Annotated in this window: 14 protein-coding genes; 6 read left to right on the top strand and 8 right to left on the bottom strand. The window is 45.9% G+C overall.

Features of this window, described 5'->3' with window-relative positions:
* The 7 genes from H595_RS21770 to dnaA all read right to left on the bottom strand — a co-directional run.
* Positions 1–221, bottom strand: a 221-nt coding sequence (locus tag H595_RS21770; protein ID WP_205623188.1) for a transposase domain-containing protein, incomplete at its 3' end; no start/stop codon positions are given.
* 131 nt (positions 222–352) lie between these two features.
* On the bottom strand, positions 353–2,410 hold the full coding sequence (gene glyS, locus H595_RS0106975) for a glycine--tRNA ligase subunit beta (protein ID WP_027670571.1): 2,058 nt from the start codon (positions 2,408–2,410) through the stop codon (positions 353–355).
* Complete coding sequence (gene glyQ / locus H595_RS0106970; RefSeq protein ID WP_027670570.1) at positions 2,410–3,333, bottom strand: glycine--tRNA ligase subunit alpha; 924 nt, start codon at positions 3,331–3,333, stop codon at positions 2,410–2,412. The genes glyS and glyQ overlap by 1 nt, the downstream gene beginning before the upstream one ends.
* Positions 3,334–3,394: 61 nt before the next feature.
* On the bottom strand, positions 3,395–5,812 hold the full coding sequence (gene gyrB, locus H595_RS0106965) for a DNA topoisomerase (ATP-hydrolyzing) subunit B (RefSeq protein ID WP_027670569.1): 2,418 nt from the start codon (positions 5,810–5,812) through the stop codon (positions 3,395–3,397).
* Entirely contained in the window at positions 5,796–6,914 is a 1,119-nt protein-coding gene (recF, locus tag H595_RS0106960) for a DNA replication/repair protein RecF (RefSeq protein ID WP_027670568.1), read from the bottom strand. Before recF ends, gyrB begins: the two co-directional genes overlap by 17 nt.
* 2 nt (positions 6,915–6,916) lie before the next feature.
* Positions 6,917–8,020: a DNA polymerase III subunit beta gene (gene dnaN / locus H595_RS0106955; protein WP_027670567.1), complete on the bottom strand. Its 1,104-nt coding sequence runs from the start codon at positions 8,018–8,020 to the stop codon at positions 6,917–6,919.
* A 12-nt stretch (positions 8,021–8,032) separates the two neighbouring features.
* Positions 8,033–9,403 carry a chromosomal replication initiator protein DnaA gene (dnaA, locus tag H595_RS0106950; protein WP_027670566.1) on the bottom strand — a complete coding sequence of 457 codons (1,371 nt, stop codon included), beginning with the start codon at positions 9,401–9,403 and terminating at the stop codon, positions 8,033–8,035.
* Between the two features lie 437 nt (positions 9,404–9,840).
* Here dnaA and rpmH point away from each other — a divergent pair, with 437 nt between their 5' ends.
* From rpmH to H595_RS23440, 6 genes are all read left to right on the top strand, one after another.
* Positions 9,841–9,978: a 50S ribosomal protein L34 gene (gene rpmH / locus H595_RS0106945; RefSeq protein ID WP_027670565.1), complete on the top strand. Its 138-nt coding sequence runs from the start codon at positions 9,841–9,843 to the stop codon at positions 9,976–9,978.
* 18 nt (positions 9,979–9,996) lie between these two features.
* Positions 9,997–10,365: a ribonuclease P protein component gene (gene rnpA / locus H595_RS0106940; RefSeq protein ID WP_027670564.1), complete on the top strand. Its 369-nt coding sequence runs from the start codon at positions 9,997–9,999 to the stop codon at positions 10,363–10,365.
* Positions 10,320–10,583 carry a membrane protein insertion efficiency factor YidD gene (yidD, locus tag H595_RS0106935; protein WP_027670563.1) on the top strand — a complete coding sequence of 88 codons (264 nt, stop codon included), beginning with the start codon at positions 10,320–10,322 and terminating at the stop codon, positions 10,581–10,583. The genes rnpA and yidD overlap by 46 nt, the downstream gene beginning before the upstream one ends.
* A 3-nt stretch (positions 10,584–10,586) precedes the next feature.
* Positions 10,587–12,224: a membrane protein insertase YidC gene (yidC, locus tag H595_RS0106930; RefSeq protein ID WP_027670562.1), complete on the top strand. Its 1,638-nt coding sequence runs from the start codon at positions 10,587–10,589 to the stop codon at positions 12,222–12,224.
* A 180-nt stretch (positions 12,225–12,404) separates the two neighbouring features.
* On the top strand, positions 12,405–13,769 hold the full coding sequence (gene mnmE / locus H595_RS0106925) for a tRNA uridine-5-carboxymethylaminomethyl(34) synthesis GTPase MnmE (protein WP_027670561.1): 1,365 nt from the start codon (positions 12,405–12,407) through the stop codon (positions 13,767–13,769).
* Between the two features lie 193 nt (positions 13,770–13,962).
* Entirely contained in the window at positions 13,963–15,864 is a 1,902-nt protein-coding gene (locus H595_RS23440) for a sensor histidine kinase (protein WP_051219766.1), read from the top strand.
* Here the strand turns inward: H595_RS23440 and H595_RS0106915 are convergent.
* Positions 15,857–17,083, bottom strand: a complete 1,227-nt coding sequence (locus tag H595_RS0106915) for a YbfB/YjiJ family MFS transporter (RefSeq protein WP_051219765.1) — start codon at positions 17,081–17,083, stop codon at positions 15,857–15,859. The two genes, H595_RS23440 and H595_RS0106915, sit on opposite strands and share 8 nt — an antisense overlap.
* Positions 17,084–17,122: the final 39 nt, after the last annotated feature.

Below are 17,122 nucleotides of genomic sequence, written 5' to 3'. Positions count from 1 at the left end.
AACTTATTAATTAACTGACGTACCGATTCAGTGCGAAAGAGCGACATCCCTATCACCGCCCAAATCATGGCATCCATGGGGAGTTTGCGTTTGCGCAAGGTGGCAACGCCGTTGGAAGCCAGGCAAGACTGGATAATATCGGGTTCCAGAACATCGGACAGCGATGCAAATTCGGTAAGGCGGTTGATTGACGTGCGTGCTAATGCTTCTGACAGTTCCATAAAAAAATCCGATGGCTTAATGGCTCATCGGATTCTTACATCTACACAGGATCGGTCAACCGATCAGGAAAATATTTCTTAACTGATCGGCATTAAGCATTAAGCTGGCTTTTTTATTCAGAATCATTCAATTACTGCAAAACAGAAATATCGGCAACTTGCAGAAACAGCTCTCTTAGCTGTTTTAATAGTGCCTGTCGGTTGGCCCGCACTGCCACATCATCTGCGTTTACCATTACCTTGTCAAAGAAGGTATCAATAACGTCTCGCATAGCTGCCAGATGCGCGAGTCCTTCAGCATAGCTGTGTTGCTCACTCTGGTATACTTGCTCGGCGCAAATAACCTTATGCAATGCTTTCTCGGCATCTTCCTGCAGTAAGACTACGTCAATAGTATCAGCGATACTGCCTTCCACCTTGACAAGAATATTGGCGACACGTTTATTGGCAGCAGCCAATGCTTCTGCAGCTTCCAGCTTACGGAATCCCGCTACGGCTTTTACCCTAAGGTCAAAGTCACTTGGGTTAGTTGGCCTACGCGCTAAAACAGCCTGAATGACATCTACGCTGTAACCTTCGTCTTGATACCAGGCACGGAAACGTCCTAGCATAAAGTCCAGTACGTCTTCAGCCACATTGGTATTGCTTAACTTTGCGCCAAACGTTTGTTGGCTAAAAGCAATAGCGTCAACAAGATCTAACGGTAACTGCTTTTCTACCATGATCCGCAGAGCACCTATGGCAGCACGACGCAGCGCAAACGGGTCTTTGTCTCCCTTCGGGGCCTGGCCAATACCAAAGATACCCACTAAGGTGTCCAGCTTGTCAGCAATAGCTACGGCAGCACCTTCTAAACGGCTTGGAAGCTGATCACCGGCAAATCGCGGCATATACTGCTCATTTAATGCCAGTGCCACCGTTTCTTGTTCGCCATCTAAGCGTGCATAGTGCATGCCCATGATGCCCTGCACTTCGGGGAACTCTCCTACCATGTTGGTCATAAGATCAGCTTTGGACAGTAAACCTGCTCGCTCGGCAGCAACAATGTCAGCACCAATTTTTGTAGCTATAAAACCTGCTACCTTGCTGATACGCTCTGACTTTTCAGCCAGAGTACCAAGCTGCTGCTGGAACAATACCGTTTTTAAACTCTCTATCCTGTCTGCCAGCTTTTGTTTGCGGTCTGTAGTAAAAAAGAATTGCGCATCCGATAAACGCGGACGTACGACTTTTTCATTACCGGCAATAATTTGCTGCGGATCTTTACTCTCGATATTGGTGACAAAGATAAACTTGTTCAGCAGCTTTCCGTTGTTATCTAACAATGGAAAATACTTTTGGTTGTCTTTCATGGTTGAAATAAGCGGCTCGGCCGGTACCTGCAGGAAGCTCTCTTCAAAGCTGCCTACCAACACTACTGGCCACTCAACTAATGACGCCACTTCTTCTAATAAAGCATCATCCATTAAAGCCTTGCCATTTAGCTCAGCGGCAGCTTTAGCCACACCTTCTGCGATAAAGGCTTTACGTTCAGCAAAGTCAGCCACTACAAAGGCATTACGCAACGTGTCAAGATAGGTATCAGCGTGCGTAATAGTAACCTTTGCAGGTGCATGGAAACGATGACCATGTGTTTGATTGCCACTAACACGGCCTAATATGGTTGCAGGAACGATGTCATTGCCATACAACATAATAATAGTGTGTACCGGGCGAATAAATTCCGCACTAGAGTTGCCCCAACGCATGGGTTTAGCAATTGGCAACTTAGCGAGAGCCTGGCTAACAACCTCAGGTAACAGATTAAGAGTTGTTTCACCTTTAACCAATGCTTTATGCAGCAACCAGGCGCCTTTATCGGTTTCCAACTTCTCGGCTTCAGCTACCGTAATGCCACAACCTGCAGCCCAACCCTGGGCCGCTTTGGTTGCATTACCATTAGCATCAAAAGCTGCCGTTAATGCCGGGCCACGTTTTTCTACTACTTTATCGCCTTGTTGTGGTACCAGTGCGTTAATCCTTACAGCTAGACGACGAGGCGCTGCGAACCAACTTACATCTGCGTGCGTAAGTTCTAACTTAGCCAGTTCCGCTTTCAAATTAGCTGCAAACGCTGTTGCCAGGGTTTTTAACGCCTTTGGTGGCAGCTCTTCCGTACCAATTTCAACAAAAAAATCTTGTGCCGACATTATGCCTCCTGCTTACTACGCTTGCTATCACTACAAAGGGGGAAACCCAGTTTTTCACGGCTTGCGTAATACGCTTCAGCACAGGCTTTGGCAAGTGCACGTACCCGTAGAATGTAGCGCTGACGCTCGGTGACAGAGATAGCATGGCGCGCATCAAGTAAGTTAAACGCATGCGATGCTTTCATTACTTTCTCGTAGGCAGGTAATGCGAGGCCTTGCTCAATTAAGTACTGACTTTCTTTTTCGCACTGATCAAATGAAGCAAAAAGCGCAGCAACATCAGCATGCTCAAAGTTGTATGTTGACTGCTCTACTTCATTTTGGTGGAACACATCACCATAGGTTACACGGCCTAAAGGACCATCAGCCCAAACTAAGTCATAGATGCTGTCGACGTTCTGAATATACATTGCCAGACGCTCTAAACCGTAGGTAATCTCTCCGGTAACCGGCCGGCATTCCAGGCCACCCACTTGTTGAAAGTAGGTAAACTGTGTAACTTCCATACCGTTTAGCCAGACTTCCCAGCCCAGGCCCCAGGCACCTAGCGTTGGTGATTCCCAGTTATCTTCCACAAAACGGATATCATGCACTAAGGTATCGATGCCCAGTTCGCGCAACGAGCCTAAATACAGCTCCTGAATATTGTCTGGCGACGGCTTTAAGATCACCTGAAACTGATAGTAATGTTGTAAACGGTTCGGGTTCTCACCGTAGCGGCCATCGGTAGGACGGCGGCAAGGCTGCACATAGGCTACATTTGTTGGCTCTGGGCCCAATGAACGTAAAAAGGTCATGGGGTGAAACGTACCGGCGCCCACTTCTAAATCCAGCGGTTGCACTATTACGCAGCCCTGACGTGCCCAGTAGTCTTGCAGGGCTAATATCAGACCCTGGAAGGTTTTTATATCGTATTTATGCATTCGCTTCTAACTCGCTAAAATGACTGAGGGGCCGCAGCCCCTGTAGTTTTTTCTGGTATTGCTATACGTCCAGGTTAGCAACGTATAAAGCGTTCTCTTCAATAAAGGCCCGCCGTGGTTCAACATGGTCACCCATCAGAGTTGCAAACAATTGGTCTGCACCGATGGCATCTTCAATGGTTACCTGCAGCATACGACGAGTATTTGGGTCCATGGTGGTTTCCCACAACTGCTCTGGGTTCATCTCACCCAACCCTTTATAGCGCTGAATGTACAATCCACGTTTCGACTCGCTCATCAGCCACTCTAACGCTTCCAGGAAGGTTTCAACTGGTTTAATTTTCTCACCACGGCGGATATAACCACCCTCTTCCATTAAATCGCGTATTTCATCACCCAAGGCAGCAATGCTTAAGTAATCACGAGACGTAACAAAGTCATGGTGTAGCAGGTATTCGTTATCGATACCGTGCTGACGAATAATAACTTTTGGCAGGAATAACTGACGTTCGCGATCTTCGTGAATTTCATAACGATAGCTTGAACCGTCACCCTCTTTTGCGTCTAGCCGCTCAACCAATGTTTTGGCCCACTGCTCGCTATACGCTTCAGTTTTTGCTTGAGCAACGTCCAATGCCGGCACGTATATCAGTTCATTTAACAAGTTAAATGGAATTTTACGTGTTAAGCGTACGATAGTCGCAGAAACCTTATGATACTGACGTACTAGTTTCTCTAGCGCACTACCACCAATACCGGGCGCATCAGCGTTAACATGCAGTGATGCTTCATCCAAAGCTAAGGTCGTCAGGTATTCCGTTAACGCCATTTCATCTTTAATATACTGTTCTTGCTTACCTTTTTTCACTTTGTACAGTGGCGGCTGAGCAATGTAGATATAACCACGTTCAATTAATTCAGGCATTTGACGGTAGAAGAACGTCAACAGCAAAGTACGAATGTGAGAACCGTCGACGTCAGCATCCGTCATTAAGATAATGCTGTGGTAACGGGTTTTGTCTGGGTTATATTCTTCACGACCAATGCCACAACCCAGCGCAGTTATAAGTGTACCCACTTCCTGAGACGATAGCATTTTGTCGAAACGCGCTTTTTCTACGTTAAGAATTTTACCCTTTAACGGCAATATTGCTTGGTTTTTACGGTTACGGCCCTGCTTAGCAGACCCGCCCGCTGAGTCACCTTCCACTATGTACAGTTCAGATAATGCCGGGTCTTTTTCCTGACAATCTGCCAACTTGCCGGGCAAGCCTGCAATATCCAGCGCACCTTTACGCCGGGTCATTTCGCGGGCTTTACGGGCAGCGTCACGGGCGCGCGCTGCATCAACAATTTTACCCACGATAATTTTGGCATCACCTGGGTTTTCTAACAGGTATTCGTTTAGTTTCTCACCCATCACGCTTTCAACAGCAGAGCGCACTTCTGAAGATACCAGCTTGTCTTTGGTCTGAGAGCTAAACTTAGGGTCAGGAACTTTTACGCTGATAACTGCCGTTAAACCTTCACGTGCGTCATCACCCGAAGCCTGTACCTTCATTTTTTTAGCATAACCTTCGTGTTCAATATAGCTATTTAACACGCGTGTTAAGGCACCACGGAAACCCGCTAAGTGCGTACCACCATCACGTTGTGGAATATTATTGGTAAAACAGAATACGTTTTCCTGATAGCTGTCGTTCCACTGCATGGCAACTTCTACCGAAATACCATCGTCACGCTGATCTGTGAAATAAAATGCCTTAGGATGTACGCTGGTTTTGGTACGATTCAAATATTGTACAAAAGCCTCAATACCGCCTTCGTATTTAAAGTGGTCTTTTTTATCAGTACGTTCATCAGAAAGAATAATACTAACGCCAGAGTTTAAGAACGACAATTCGCGTAAACGCTTAGCCAAAATATCAAAATGATAGTTTATGTCGGTAAATACCGTAGGGCTTGGCCAAAAACGGATAGTGGTGCCTTTGTCTTCTGTCTCACCAATTACTGCCAACGGCGCTTGCGGTACACCTAGATGATAAATTTGTTGGTGTACCTGGCCTTTGCGGCGAATTGTCAGTTCTAGCTTATCTGACAGCGCGTTTACTACCGACACACCTACGCCGTGTAAACCACCTGATACTTTATATGAATTATCATCAAACTTACCACCGGCATGCAGTACCGTCATAATAACTTCTGCTGCTGATACGCCTTCATCATGCATGTCGGTTGGAATACCACGACCGTTATCACGCACCGATACCGAGCCATCGCTGTGAATGGTGACCCAAATATCAGAACAATGGCCAGCTAAGGTTTCGTCGATAGAATTATCGACCACCTCAAACACCATGTGGTGCAAGCCTGAGCCGTCATCGGTATCGCCGATGTACATGCCTGGTCTTTTACGAACTGCATCCAGTCCTTTTAATACTTTTATGCTCGAGGAATCGTAGTTATGTTGTTCGGCCATCGTCATCTGTCCGTGCTGTTAGCTGCCCATGTTCCACGTGAAACATCGCCAGTTGCCCGGCGTCTATAAATGGTGAAACATGATCAGCGTTAATTGCAGTAATAAAAACCTGTGAGTTAATATCGCGTAAATAGCTAAATATCTGTCGGGTTGACTCTTGGTCTAACTCCGACGCCAAATCATCGATTAACAACAACGGTTGTTTCTGACCGTTGTCACGAATTACGTTGTTTTGCGCAATTTTAAGCGCAAATAATAACACTTTTAACTGACCACGGGATAACACTTCTTCAGCTGCCCATTGGTCTTTTTTAATCCGTAAATCCGCCTTCTGCGGGCCGTATTGGGTAAACCCCATACGACTGTCGTGCGAGAAGCTCTGATTCAGTAATTGCTTAAACTCCTCAGACGTTGTCACCTTTTCTGGCCACCCCTGTTGTAACTGAAAGTTTAGCGATTGCATAAGATCATCAGCTGTTGTCAGCTGTCGAAATGCCGACTCTAATTGTGCGACATAACTGTAACGCAACCTTTGCAACTCAAACGCGAGTTCGACGAACTGCTGATCCCAGAATTCAAACTGGCTGTCATAATGGCGGTTTGTTTTTAACAAGGCGTTCCGCTGTTTCAGCACTTTATTAAACCGCAGCCAATAATCAAAAAAGGACTGTTCCACGTGAAACAATCCCATATCAAAAAATTGCCTACGCTCCTTTGGACCGCCAAAAAACAAACGAAAACTGTCGGGAGTAATAAGCTGTACCGGCAATAAGCTAGCAATCTCAGCCAATCGATTTACGTTACTGCCATTTAATCGCAGTAACAACTCCCCCTGTTTGTCACGCTGTAAGCCAAGGCTATATATTTGTTGTTGCACTGCAACCTTTGCGTGTATAACAAAGGCGTCACTATTATGCTGTATAAGCCGCTGTGATCGACTGGTACGAAAAGATCGACCATGTGCCAAATAATATATCGCTTCAAGCAAACTGGTTTTACCGCTGCCATTCATGCCAACGATTAAATTAAACTGCGCATGAACATTAAACGACACTGCCGTCAGATTGCGAAACTGACTGGCGTTAACTGACAACAGTGACATGATTACAAGCGCATTGGCATAACGACGTAAGACGCACCGACATTACCAACGCCTTCAACTAAGGCACTGGAGTTAGCATCATTCAAATGCAATAAAACCAAATCTGTTGCTAACGTATTTAACACATCCAACAAGTAGCCTACATTAAAGCCAATCTCAAGGTTATCACCCTGGTATTCAACTTCGATGATCTCTTCTGCTTGCTCGTGCTCGGGGTTATTAGCAACTATTTGTAACTCGCCATTACTTAAAGTAAATCGCACACCGCGGTATTTCTCATTTGATAAAATAGAAGCCCGGGTACAGGCATCTTTTAACACACTACGATGTGCCGTAACCAGTTTTGTACTATTACGGGGTAACACGCGGCGGTAATCAGGGAAACGACCGTCAATCAGCTTACTGCTAAAAACATAGTTACTATCGGTTAAGCGAATATGGTTTTGACCCAGGCTCAATGTAACAAGCTGCTCGTCGCTAGCCAGTAATCGCATCACTTCCATTACGCCTTTACGCGGAATAATAATTTGTTTTTGCTGCGCCATTAATCCAGGTAGCTCTACGCCGCTTAACGCAAGTCTGTGACCGTCGGTAGCCACAGCTTTTACTGCACCGTTATCAACTTCAAATAACAAACCATTCAGGTAATAACGTACATCCTGATTTGCCATAGAGAACGCAGTATCGTCTAAAAGCTTGCGCAGCTGCATGCGCGTTAGTTGAATATCAACCTCGCCCTGCCAGCTTTCTAAGTTAGGATATTCAGACGCACTTAACGTAGACAAGGTGAACTTCGTTTTACCACACGTCAGCACGCAGTTATCACCCTGCAATTGCACTCGGATATCTGACCCCTCAGGCAAACTACGGCAAATATCTAACAACTTCTTTGCCGGGACGGTAATACGCCCAGGGCTTTGTACTGTTAAAGCATCCGTTGTCGCAACCAACTCTACTTCCAAATCAGTGCCCGTTAAAGACAACGCATCCTCAGATACTTCAAGCAAAACATTAGACAAAATAGGTAACGTATGGCGACGTTCAATAGCGCCAGATACCATTTGTAGTGGTTTGAGTAAGGCATCTCTGTTAATGGTAAATTGCATGAACACGTCCCTTTACGATGACAAAGTACGGATTAAATTTTGAAAGTCTTCTTTAATTTCGTGCGTTTCTTCTTTTAACGACTCAATCTTTCTACAGGCATGCAGCACTGTGGTGTGATCGCGACCACCGAACGCATCACCAATTTCTGGTAAACTGTGATTGGTGAGTTCTTTAGATAATGCCATAGCCATCTGGCGCGGGCGCGCTACAGAGCGCGAGCGACGTTTGGAGAGTAAATCTGCTACTCGAATTTTGTAGTATTCAGCAACCGTCTTTTGAATGTTTTCTATTGTCACCAGCTTGTCTTGCAACGCCAGTAAATCGCGCAATGCTTCGCGCACGAAATCAATAGTAATAGGTCGACCAGTAAAGTTAGCGTTGGCGATGACACGGTTTAATGCGCCTTCTAATTCGCGCACGTTAGATCGCAGCCGTTTAGCAATAAAAAAGGCAACCTCTTCCGGTAAGCGAATCTGGTTCTCATGTGCCTTGCGCATCAGGATCGCCACGCGGGTTTCTAATTCTGGCGGTTCAATGGCAATGGTTAAACCCCAGCCAAAACGAGACTTTAACCTATCTTCTACCCCATCAATTTCTTTAGGATAACGATCACTGGTTAGGATGATTTGTTGATTACCTTCAAGCAGGGCATTAAAGGTATGGAAAAATTCTTCTTGAGACCGCTCTTTATTAGCGAAGAACTGAATATCATCAATCAGCAGCGCATCAACCGACCGGTAATAACGCTTAAATTCTTCTATGGCATTGTTTTGCAATGCTTTTACCATATCTTGTACAAAACGTTCTGAATGCATGTAAATCACTTTAGCATCTGGCTTTTTCGCCAAAATGCCATTACCTACTGCATGTAACAAGTGCGTTTTACCTAAACCGGTACCACCATAAATAAACAAGGGGTTATAAGCCGTACCCGGGTTATCAGCTACTTGGCTTGCTGCCGCACGCGCAAGTTGGTTCGATTTACCCTCGACAAAGTTAGTAAAGGTGTAGTTTGCTCGAACATTGCTGGTCACAATGGTTTTAGGTGCGGGTTCTGGTTTTTCTCGAGCAACAGGCTCAGCTTGCGGCACAGCAGTAATTGCGGGCGCAGGTACCGTACTGCGGGCTTTATTAGCCTGACTAGAACCCACATCAAATTTTAGCCGGGGCGCATCATCACCGCAGTAATCATGGATCAGCTCCATGATCCGGCTCAGGTATTTTTCACGTACCCAATCCAACACAAAGCGGTTAGGCGCATACAACGTAAGGCCTGAATCAGAACTATCAGCTTGTAAGGGACGGATCCACATACTAAAATGCTGCGCAGGTAATTCGGCTTGCAGCGCTTGCAGACAATTTTGCCAAACGGACTGATACACCATATCTCCTGAAGCCTCTTAACTATCATGAACAAAAGGCTGGCGTAAGTTAACGAAGCGCACATTATCGTACTATCTTATCCACAACTTCAATATTGACTTTTTAAAATTAACAAAATGACGCAAAAAATAAATCTATCCCATTGTTTTAAATAACTTAAATTCTCTTATACCTTTTAATAATACTTCAGCTTTTTCGCTGCGACATTTAAACTAAAACCAAATAACCCACACTTTATTCACGGAAAAAAATATGCCTGTGGAAAACTTTTGTAAAAACAGGATCGATAAAGATCGCGTACGAATAAAACACAGGATCAGATTGACTTTGCGCTGCAGACTATTTAAAATTCGCGCTCATTTTTGTCAGCTGCGTTTTGGTACATTTACTAAAACACAGAAAACTTTAGTAAATATTTCGACCGGACGGATGAATTATGAGTAAAAGAACTTTTCAACCAAGCGTATTAAAACGCAAGCGTAACCACGGTTTCCGTGCACGTATGGCCACTAAAAATGGTCGTGCAGTATTAGCGCGTCGCCGTGCTAAAGGCCGTCAGCGTTTATCAGCATAATTAGCTGCTAATCGCTGCGTGGTCAGCTTGAAATTCGGCAGGGAGTTAAGACTATTAACTCCCGGTCAGTTCGATAACGTCTTCCAACTCCCTTTTCGGGTTTCTTCTCCGCTTTTTACCATACTGGCGAAAGCCAATCATCTGCCACATGCCCGATTAGGCCTTACTATCGCGAAAAAACGTGTTAAATTAGCGGTGCACCGTAATCGCATTAAGCGCTGCGTGCGTAACAGTTTTCGTTTGCATCAACATGAGTTGCCCGGTGTCGACTTGGTACTGATGGTAAAAGGTGATATTAGTAATACTGCTAATGATGAGTTACATAGGCAACTGGAAAAGTTATGGCGAAAAATCGCTCGGCAGTACACCGCTTCGCTGTCAGCCTAGTGTTAACGCTGCTGCACGGTTACCAGAGACTGATTAGCCCCTTATTTGGGCCTAGCTGCCGTTTTCATCCCACCTGCTCGCATTATGCTATTTCAGCAATTGAACGCTTTGGCGTGCTGAAAGGCAGTTGGTTAGCAACGAAACGTATATTAAAATGTCACCCTCTACACGAAGGCGGTGATGATCCTGTTCCTGAAAAGCACAATGAGAAAAGCTAAGCCATGGAATCACAACGTAGTTTATTAGTTATTGGTCTGGCCCTGGTCAGTTTTTTACTTTGGCAACAGTGGAATATCGACACCGCGCCAAAGCCGGTTACACCAGTAACACAAAATAGCGACAGTACCGGCAGCAGTTCTGCTGACTTACAACTTACCACTGCTGACGCGGAACAATCTGTAGCCACTGTAGCGGCAGCCGCACGAACCATTACTGTCAGCACAGACGTATTTAACTTACGCATAGACAGCCGCGGTGGTGACATCGTTGGTTTAGAATTACCCGCGTTTGAACTAAATAAAGGTGAAGGTGACGCTTATCCGCTGATGCGTAAGCTGAACGGCTTTGAATACGTAGCTCAAAGCGGACTTATAGGCCGTGATGGCCCAGACGACAGCCGTAACCCGCGGCCTGTTTATACTGCGGAAAAAAGTAGTTATGCGTTAAGTAGCGGTGCAACCGAGTTAGTGGTGCCATTACTGTTTAACCATAACGGCCTGCAAATTGAAAAACGTTTTACCTTTGTTGCTGGTCAATATGATGTCCGGGTAGAATATTTTATTAAAAACCAAAGTACTGAAGTAAAAACGGTTCAACCTTATCAGCATATGGTCCAAACTATCGACAACGGTGAAGGCAGCAGCATGATGATGCCAATCTACCGCGGTGCAGCTTTTGGTACTTCTTCAGAGCGTTATAACAAATACGCCTTTGATGACATGCAAGAGAAAAACCTGTTGGAAGCCACAACTGGTGGTTGGGTTGCCATGCTAGAGCACTACTTTGTGTCGGCCTGGGTACCTGATGCCCAAACCGATAACCAGCTATACAGCTTAGTTCGCAATGGCCAAGGTGTTATTGGTGCTAAGGGCCCGGCAGTTAATATTGAGCCCGGCGCTGAAATAACCTTAACCAGTACTTTTTATGCTGGCCCCAAAGATCAAGACAGCCTGGCTAAAATTGCCAACGGGTTGGATTTAACGGTTGATTACGGTTTCTTATGGTTTATCTCACAACCGTTGTTTTGGTTACTAACGACCATTCAGGGTTTTGTCGTTAACTGGGGTGTAGCCATTATCTGCATTACCCTTATCGTCAAAGGTGCCATGTACCCACTGACCAAAGTACAGTACGAGTCGATGGCGAAAATGCGTAACTTAAAGCCAAAAATTGACGAACTACAGGCCCGTTATAAAGAAGACCGTCAAAAGATGGGCCCGGCAATGATGGAACTGTATCGCAAAGAAAAAGTTAACCCGATGGGTGGCTGCTTACCGATGATCATTCAGATGCCTATCTTCCTGGCGCTATACTGGGTATTCGTTGAAAGCGTTGAATTACGTCATGCACCATTTATGCTTTGGATTAACGACTTATCTGCGCAAGACCCGTACTACGTATTACCGGTATTATTTGGTTTAAGCATGTTTTTAATGCAAAAACTCACGCCAATGCAGGTTACCGACCCAATGCAGCAAAAGATCATGATGTGGATGCCAGTTGCGTTCTCCGTGTTCTTCCTGTGGTTCCCAAGTGGCCTGGTACTTTACTGGTTTGTAAGTAACCTTATTTCACTGGCGCAGATGTTATATATCTATAAAGGCATGGAAAAGAAAGGCTTACATACTAAAAAGGCTTAACCAGACTCAACGCTAGGGTAAGCGTGTCATCATGAAGCAGCAACAGGGATGTTGCACAGGTTGAGACAGTACACGGACGTACTGTCGAAAGCAGCGAAATGATGATTTCCTTACCCTTGCCATTAAACCTTAAGCCTGTCGCCTAACGCTGACAGGCTTTTTCTATTCAGAGGCAACACCATGTTTACTACCGACACCATCGCCGCTTTAGCCACTGCTCCGGGCCGCGCCGGTGTGGGTATTATCCGTATTTCCGGACCGGACACTAAAGCAGTAGCGCAAGCCATACTGCACAAGTTACCTAAACCACGTTACGCCGACTACCTGCCGTTTTATGATACTAATACACAAGTACTAGACCAAGGTATTGCGCTGTACTTCCCAGGGCCCAATTCTTTTACCGGCGAAGACGTACTTGAACTTCAAGGCCACGGCGGCCCTGTGTTACTGGATATGTTGCTGAAACAAGTGTTGGCACTACCCAATGTACGTATTGCCAAGCCGGGTGAATTTTCAGAACGCGCCTTTTTAAACGACAAGCTCGACTTAGCCCAGGCCGAAGCCATTGCCGACTTAATTGACGCCAGCAGCGAACAAGCCGCGCGCAGTGCCATGCAATCACTGCAAGGTGAATTTTCCAGACGAATTCATGAGCTGGTAGAAAAAGTCATTTACCTGCGTATGTATGTCGAAGCCGCAATAGACTTCCCGGATGAAGAAATTGATTTCCTCTCCGATGGCAAAGTGGCTTCCGACTTAGCCGATATTATCGACTACCTGGCTAGCGTAAAAAAACAAGCTACCCAGGGCAGTATCTTACGTGAAGGCATGAAAGTAGTTATTGCGGGTAGGCCAAATGCGGGTAAATCGAGCCTGCTAAATGCGTTAGCCGGGCGAGAAGCTGCTATCGTGACTGAAATAGCTGGCACCACCCGTGACGTACTGCGCGAGCACATTCATATTGACGGTATGCCGCTGCATATTATCGATACCGCCGGTTTACGTGATGCAACCGATCAGGTTGAGCAAATTGGTATTGAACGTGCCTGGAAAGAAATAGAACAGGCCGACCGGGTGCTGTTTATGGTAGACGGCACCACAACCGATGCTACCGATCCGCACGATATCTGGCCCGACTTTATCGACCGCCTGCCAGCCAATTTGGGTGTAACGGTTATTCGCAATAAAGCCGACTTAACCGGCGAACCCATGACACCCAATACGACCAGTAATACGCCGGTGTACCGTTTGTCAGCCAAAACCGGTGATGGTATCGACGGCCTGCGCGAACATCTAAAACAATGTATCGGCTTTGACGCCAGTACCGAGGGCAGCTTCCTTGCCCGCCGCCGCCACCTTGACGCACTCGATCGTGCCGCAGAGCACCTTAGCATCGGCCAGGAACAACTGCACAGCTATATCGCTGGTGAAATCCTCGCAGAAGAGTTGCGCTTAACGCAACAACACCTGAACGAGATAACCGGCGAGTTTAGCTCGGATGATTTGCTCGGCAAGATTTTCAGCTCGTTTTGTATCGGTAAATAACCTTCCAATAATGGATGCAATGTCTCCCTGCCGCTTCGGCAGGTTTTTTTGTTTACTTATTTGGTACTTACTAAATACATAGCTAAAATTGCATTTAGTTAACCTGAAACACACTGCAAAAATCATTACGTTAACCTTGTAAATGGCGAATAGCTAGTTGGACGGCACTATGTCTCGCATTTAAGGATAGATAATGACTTCAACAACAGATTATAAGCTACATGCGAAAACCATTGTGGTAATGGTCCTGATTATTATCACAGCGGCTGCTGCACTAATCTCAAAAAGCTTGGTTGATTTTAAGCAAGTTGAAACTTCCTGGGTTGAGCATACGGCTAAATCAAACGCTATTACATTTGAGATGGCTAACATCCGCCATCATTTGGGCTATGGCGGCTTTATACACAATTTTAAAAATCTGGTGCTACGTCGAGATATAGCTGTCTATCAGCCGAAGATTGAACAAGACATTTCGTTGGTGCAACAACATCTGGCTAGGCTACAAAAGCTGCTAGAGAATAAAGAAAACCTTCAAGCATTAGAGCAGGTACAGCAAACTTTTATTGAATACCAAAGCAAATACTATTTAGCGCTAAATATGCTGACACAGCAGGCCAACACTGATGAAATAGATAGCGAAGTAAAAGTAGATGACACGAAAGCGCTGCAAGCACTGCAGCAGCTTGACCAAAGCATCAGTAAGCAAAGTGCTGCAATAATACTGGATGCAAAACAGCTAAATAGCCGGGCCAGACAGTTCCTGCTGATAGCCAGTTTATTACTGCTACCGGTTTTACTTATTGCAGCAATTGCTATTGCCTGGCTGTTACGTCGTATTATTGTCGTAACAAATGACGTTATTGTGGCTGAAAAAGAACTGAACAACTTGCTCGCCACCTCCCCCGATCCAACGTTAAGCGTTAACACTTCTGGTTTAATCATCAGAGTAAATAAGATGGCAGTGGCGTATTTTAGCCAAGCAGAAGCAGCCCTATTAGGCCAACCGATATTAGCACTGCTGCAGGTCGGCAGCGCTCAGAACCAGCCTGCGGACTATATGCAATACATAAACAGACTTGTTAGAAAACAAAACAACGGTGAGCAAGTCATTGCCAGCACAATTGTTGATGGCGAAGTGCGAAGTGTAGAAATTAAGTTGGCTGATACCACAACTAGCAACGTTACAATCACAACGCTGACCTTAAGAGATGTCACAGAGCAATTGCAGCTGCGCGAAGCGCTTATAAAAGCTAAAGAGGAAGCAGAACAAAATTTAATGCGACAAAAGGCCATGCAAGACGAACTGGTACAGGCCGAAAAGATGGCGGCACTTGGCAAGCTGGTTGCTGGTGTTGCGCATGAGATTAATACACCGGTAGGAACTATTTTAACGGCTGCCTCTCATCTGCAGAATGAATCAGCTGCCACCGCTGACAAATTTGCGCATGAAACGCTTAGCGCGAAACAACTATCTGCCTACCTGCAAATTGCCGTAGACAGTTCAGGCCTTATAAGTCATTGCTGTAGCCGCGCCGCTGAATTAATTCAGAGTTTTAAATTGGTTGCAGTTGATCAAACCGGCGCGCTAAAGCGGCAGTTTGATATGGCAAAATACCTCAATGAAGTGATTCTGAGTTTACGACCAAGCTTCAAAGACCGTCAAATCACTATTAACGTCAGCTGCCCACCAGACATTATTATGGATAGTTACCCTGGTGCCATTGCCCAGGTTCTGACAAACCTTATATTAAATTCACTAAAACACGGTTTTACCGATGATGATGTTGGCAATATAGAAGTAAAACTAAACTTAATGGAGCAACCCACAGACTGGTTAGAGCTAGTCTACGAAGACAACGGTGCAGGTATACCCAACGAATTGCAGAGCGAAGTATTTAACCCGTTCTTTACCACTGGACGCAATAGGGGTTTTAGCGGACTGGGTTTGCATATCGTCTACCTAAACATTACACAGCTACTGGCAGGGTCTATTGCCATGTCGAGTACACCTGGCCAGGGCACCTGCTATATTATTCGCATTCCTATCGCGGTACCAACTGATATAGCCGCACAACCGCCACATGCCATTACTTAACCGCAGCCGCCGACAGCGCATCTAACTGCTGCGCCGTTTGGTCAGTGACAATAAGCACCGCTATTAGTACCGCACCCAGCGCGACAAAAGCCGAAGCCAGATAAAGCCCAATATCGTAGTACCCCGTGCGGCTGGCAAGGTAGCCGGTGAGCGCTGGCGCCAGAACTTGTGCACTGCCATAGGCCAGTGTCATTTTACCCATTAACCTGGCAGGTTTGCCGGGATACAAACGCCCTGCCATGGTCAATACTAAACTTACAACACCAACAAAGGTTGCACCAAACAGCGCTGCGCTTAACAACACCGCGGTTAACGAGCTACACCACAATGGCAATAAAATAGCCACGCTTTGTGCCAACAATGCCAACATAACCGCTTTTAAATAACCCGTTTTGCGGGCGATTAAATCCCACAACAACACCGCCGGTGTCGCCGCAAGGCCTAATACAATAAAACTCAGGTTACCACTGCCCGCTAAACCCGGCATTCGTTCAACTATCGTCACAATAAAAGTAGCACTAATAACATAACCATAACCGGCACAAAAATAGCTAGCCAACATAAGGCGAATAAAGCGTTTTCCTGGAGGTGCATCAGCAATGGTAGTCTGCATACTGCTAGCAGACATAACGGGTTTTGGCAGCCAGCGCCAGGCTGGTATAGCAAGTAACACTCCAAATACGGCTAAGTATTGCCATTGTGTGCGCCAATCAAACTGAGCCTGCAGCATAAACTCTACTAGTAGCGCAGCTAACGCAATACCAAAACCAAGCCCGGCAAAGTGGATACCCAGTTCAGCACGCTGCTTATGGTTAAGTAACCAGTGCAGTATTAATGCCGACGCCAATAACATTGAGCCAGCGCTGCTTAACCCAGCGACAAAGCGCCAGAATGACCACAGGTAGACGTTCTCGGTTAACGCCATACCAATAGTGCTCAGCACAGCTAAAACCAGACCAAGCCGATATAGGGTATCTTTTAATGTCACACTACTAAGGTTACTGGCGAGCAGTGCCCCAGCCATATATCCCAGATAATTCACCGCTGCCAGGTATCCTCCACCGGCATCATCTAGTCCTGTTTGTTGCTGCATCAGGGGTAACAGCGGTGTATAAGCAAAACGTGCCACGCCCAGGCAAAGAAGCTGACTAAAAAAACCCGCCAGTAATACAAAAAAACGCTGCGGTATTGGGTTGGTAGTCGTCGCGTTCAGAGTCATAACTCCGGCAGGATAAAGTGCCAGCTTAGCGTAAGAAAA

The organism is Rheinheimera baltica DSM 14885 (genome assembly GCF_000425345.1).
Lineage (GTDB): Bacteria > Pseudomonadota > Gammaproteobacteria > Enterobacterales > Alteromonadaceae > Alishewanella > Alishewanella baltica.
This window is presented reverse-complemented; position numbering and strand designations above follow the sequence as displayed.

Coding starts and splice junctions, on each gene's coding strand:
- glyS (WP_027670571.1), bottom strand. CDS start 2,410: ATGTCGGCACAAGATTTTTTTGTTGAAATTGGTACGGAAGAGCTGCCA.
- glyQ (WP_027670570.1), bottom strand. CDS start 3,333: ATGCATAAATACGATATAAAAACCTTCCAGGGTCTGATATTAGCCCTG.
- gyrB (WP_027670569.1), bottom strand. CDS start 5,812: ATGGCCGAACAACATAACTACGATTCCTCGAGCATAAAAGTATTAAAA.
- recF (WP_027670568.1), bottom strand. CDS start 6,914: ATGTCACTGTTGTCAGTTAACGCCAGTCAGTTTCGCAATCTGACGGCA.
- dnaN (WP_027670567.1), bottom strand. CDS start 8,020: ATGCAATTTACCATTAACAGAGATGCCTTACTCAAACCACTACAAATG.
- rpmH (WP_027670565.1), top strand. CDS start 9,841: ATGAGTAAAAGAACTTTTCAACCAAGCGTATTAAAACGCAAGCGTAAC.
- yidD (WP_027670563.1), top strand. CDS start 10,320: ATGGCGAAAAATCGCTCGGCAGTACACCGCTTCGCTGTCAGCCTAGTG.
- yidC (WP_027670562.1), top strand. CDS start 10,587: ATGGAATCACAACGTAGTTTATTAGTTATTGGTCTGGCCCTGGTCAGT.
- mnmE (WP_027670561.1), top strand. CDS start 12,405: ATGTTTACTACCGACACCATCGCCGCTTTAGCCACTGCTCCGGGCCGC.
- H595_RS23440 (WP_051219766.1), top strand. CDS start 13,963: ATGACTTCAACAACAGATTATAAGCTACATGCGAAAACCATTGTGGTA.
- H595_RS0106915 (WP_051219765.1), bottom strand. CDS start 17,083: ATGACTCTGAACGCGACGACTACCAACCCAATACCGCAGCGTTTTTTT.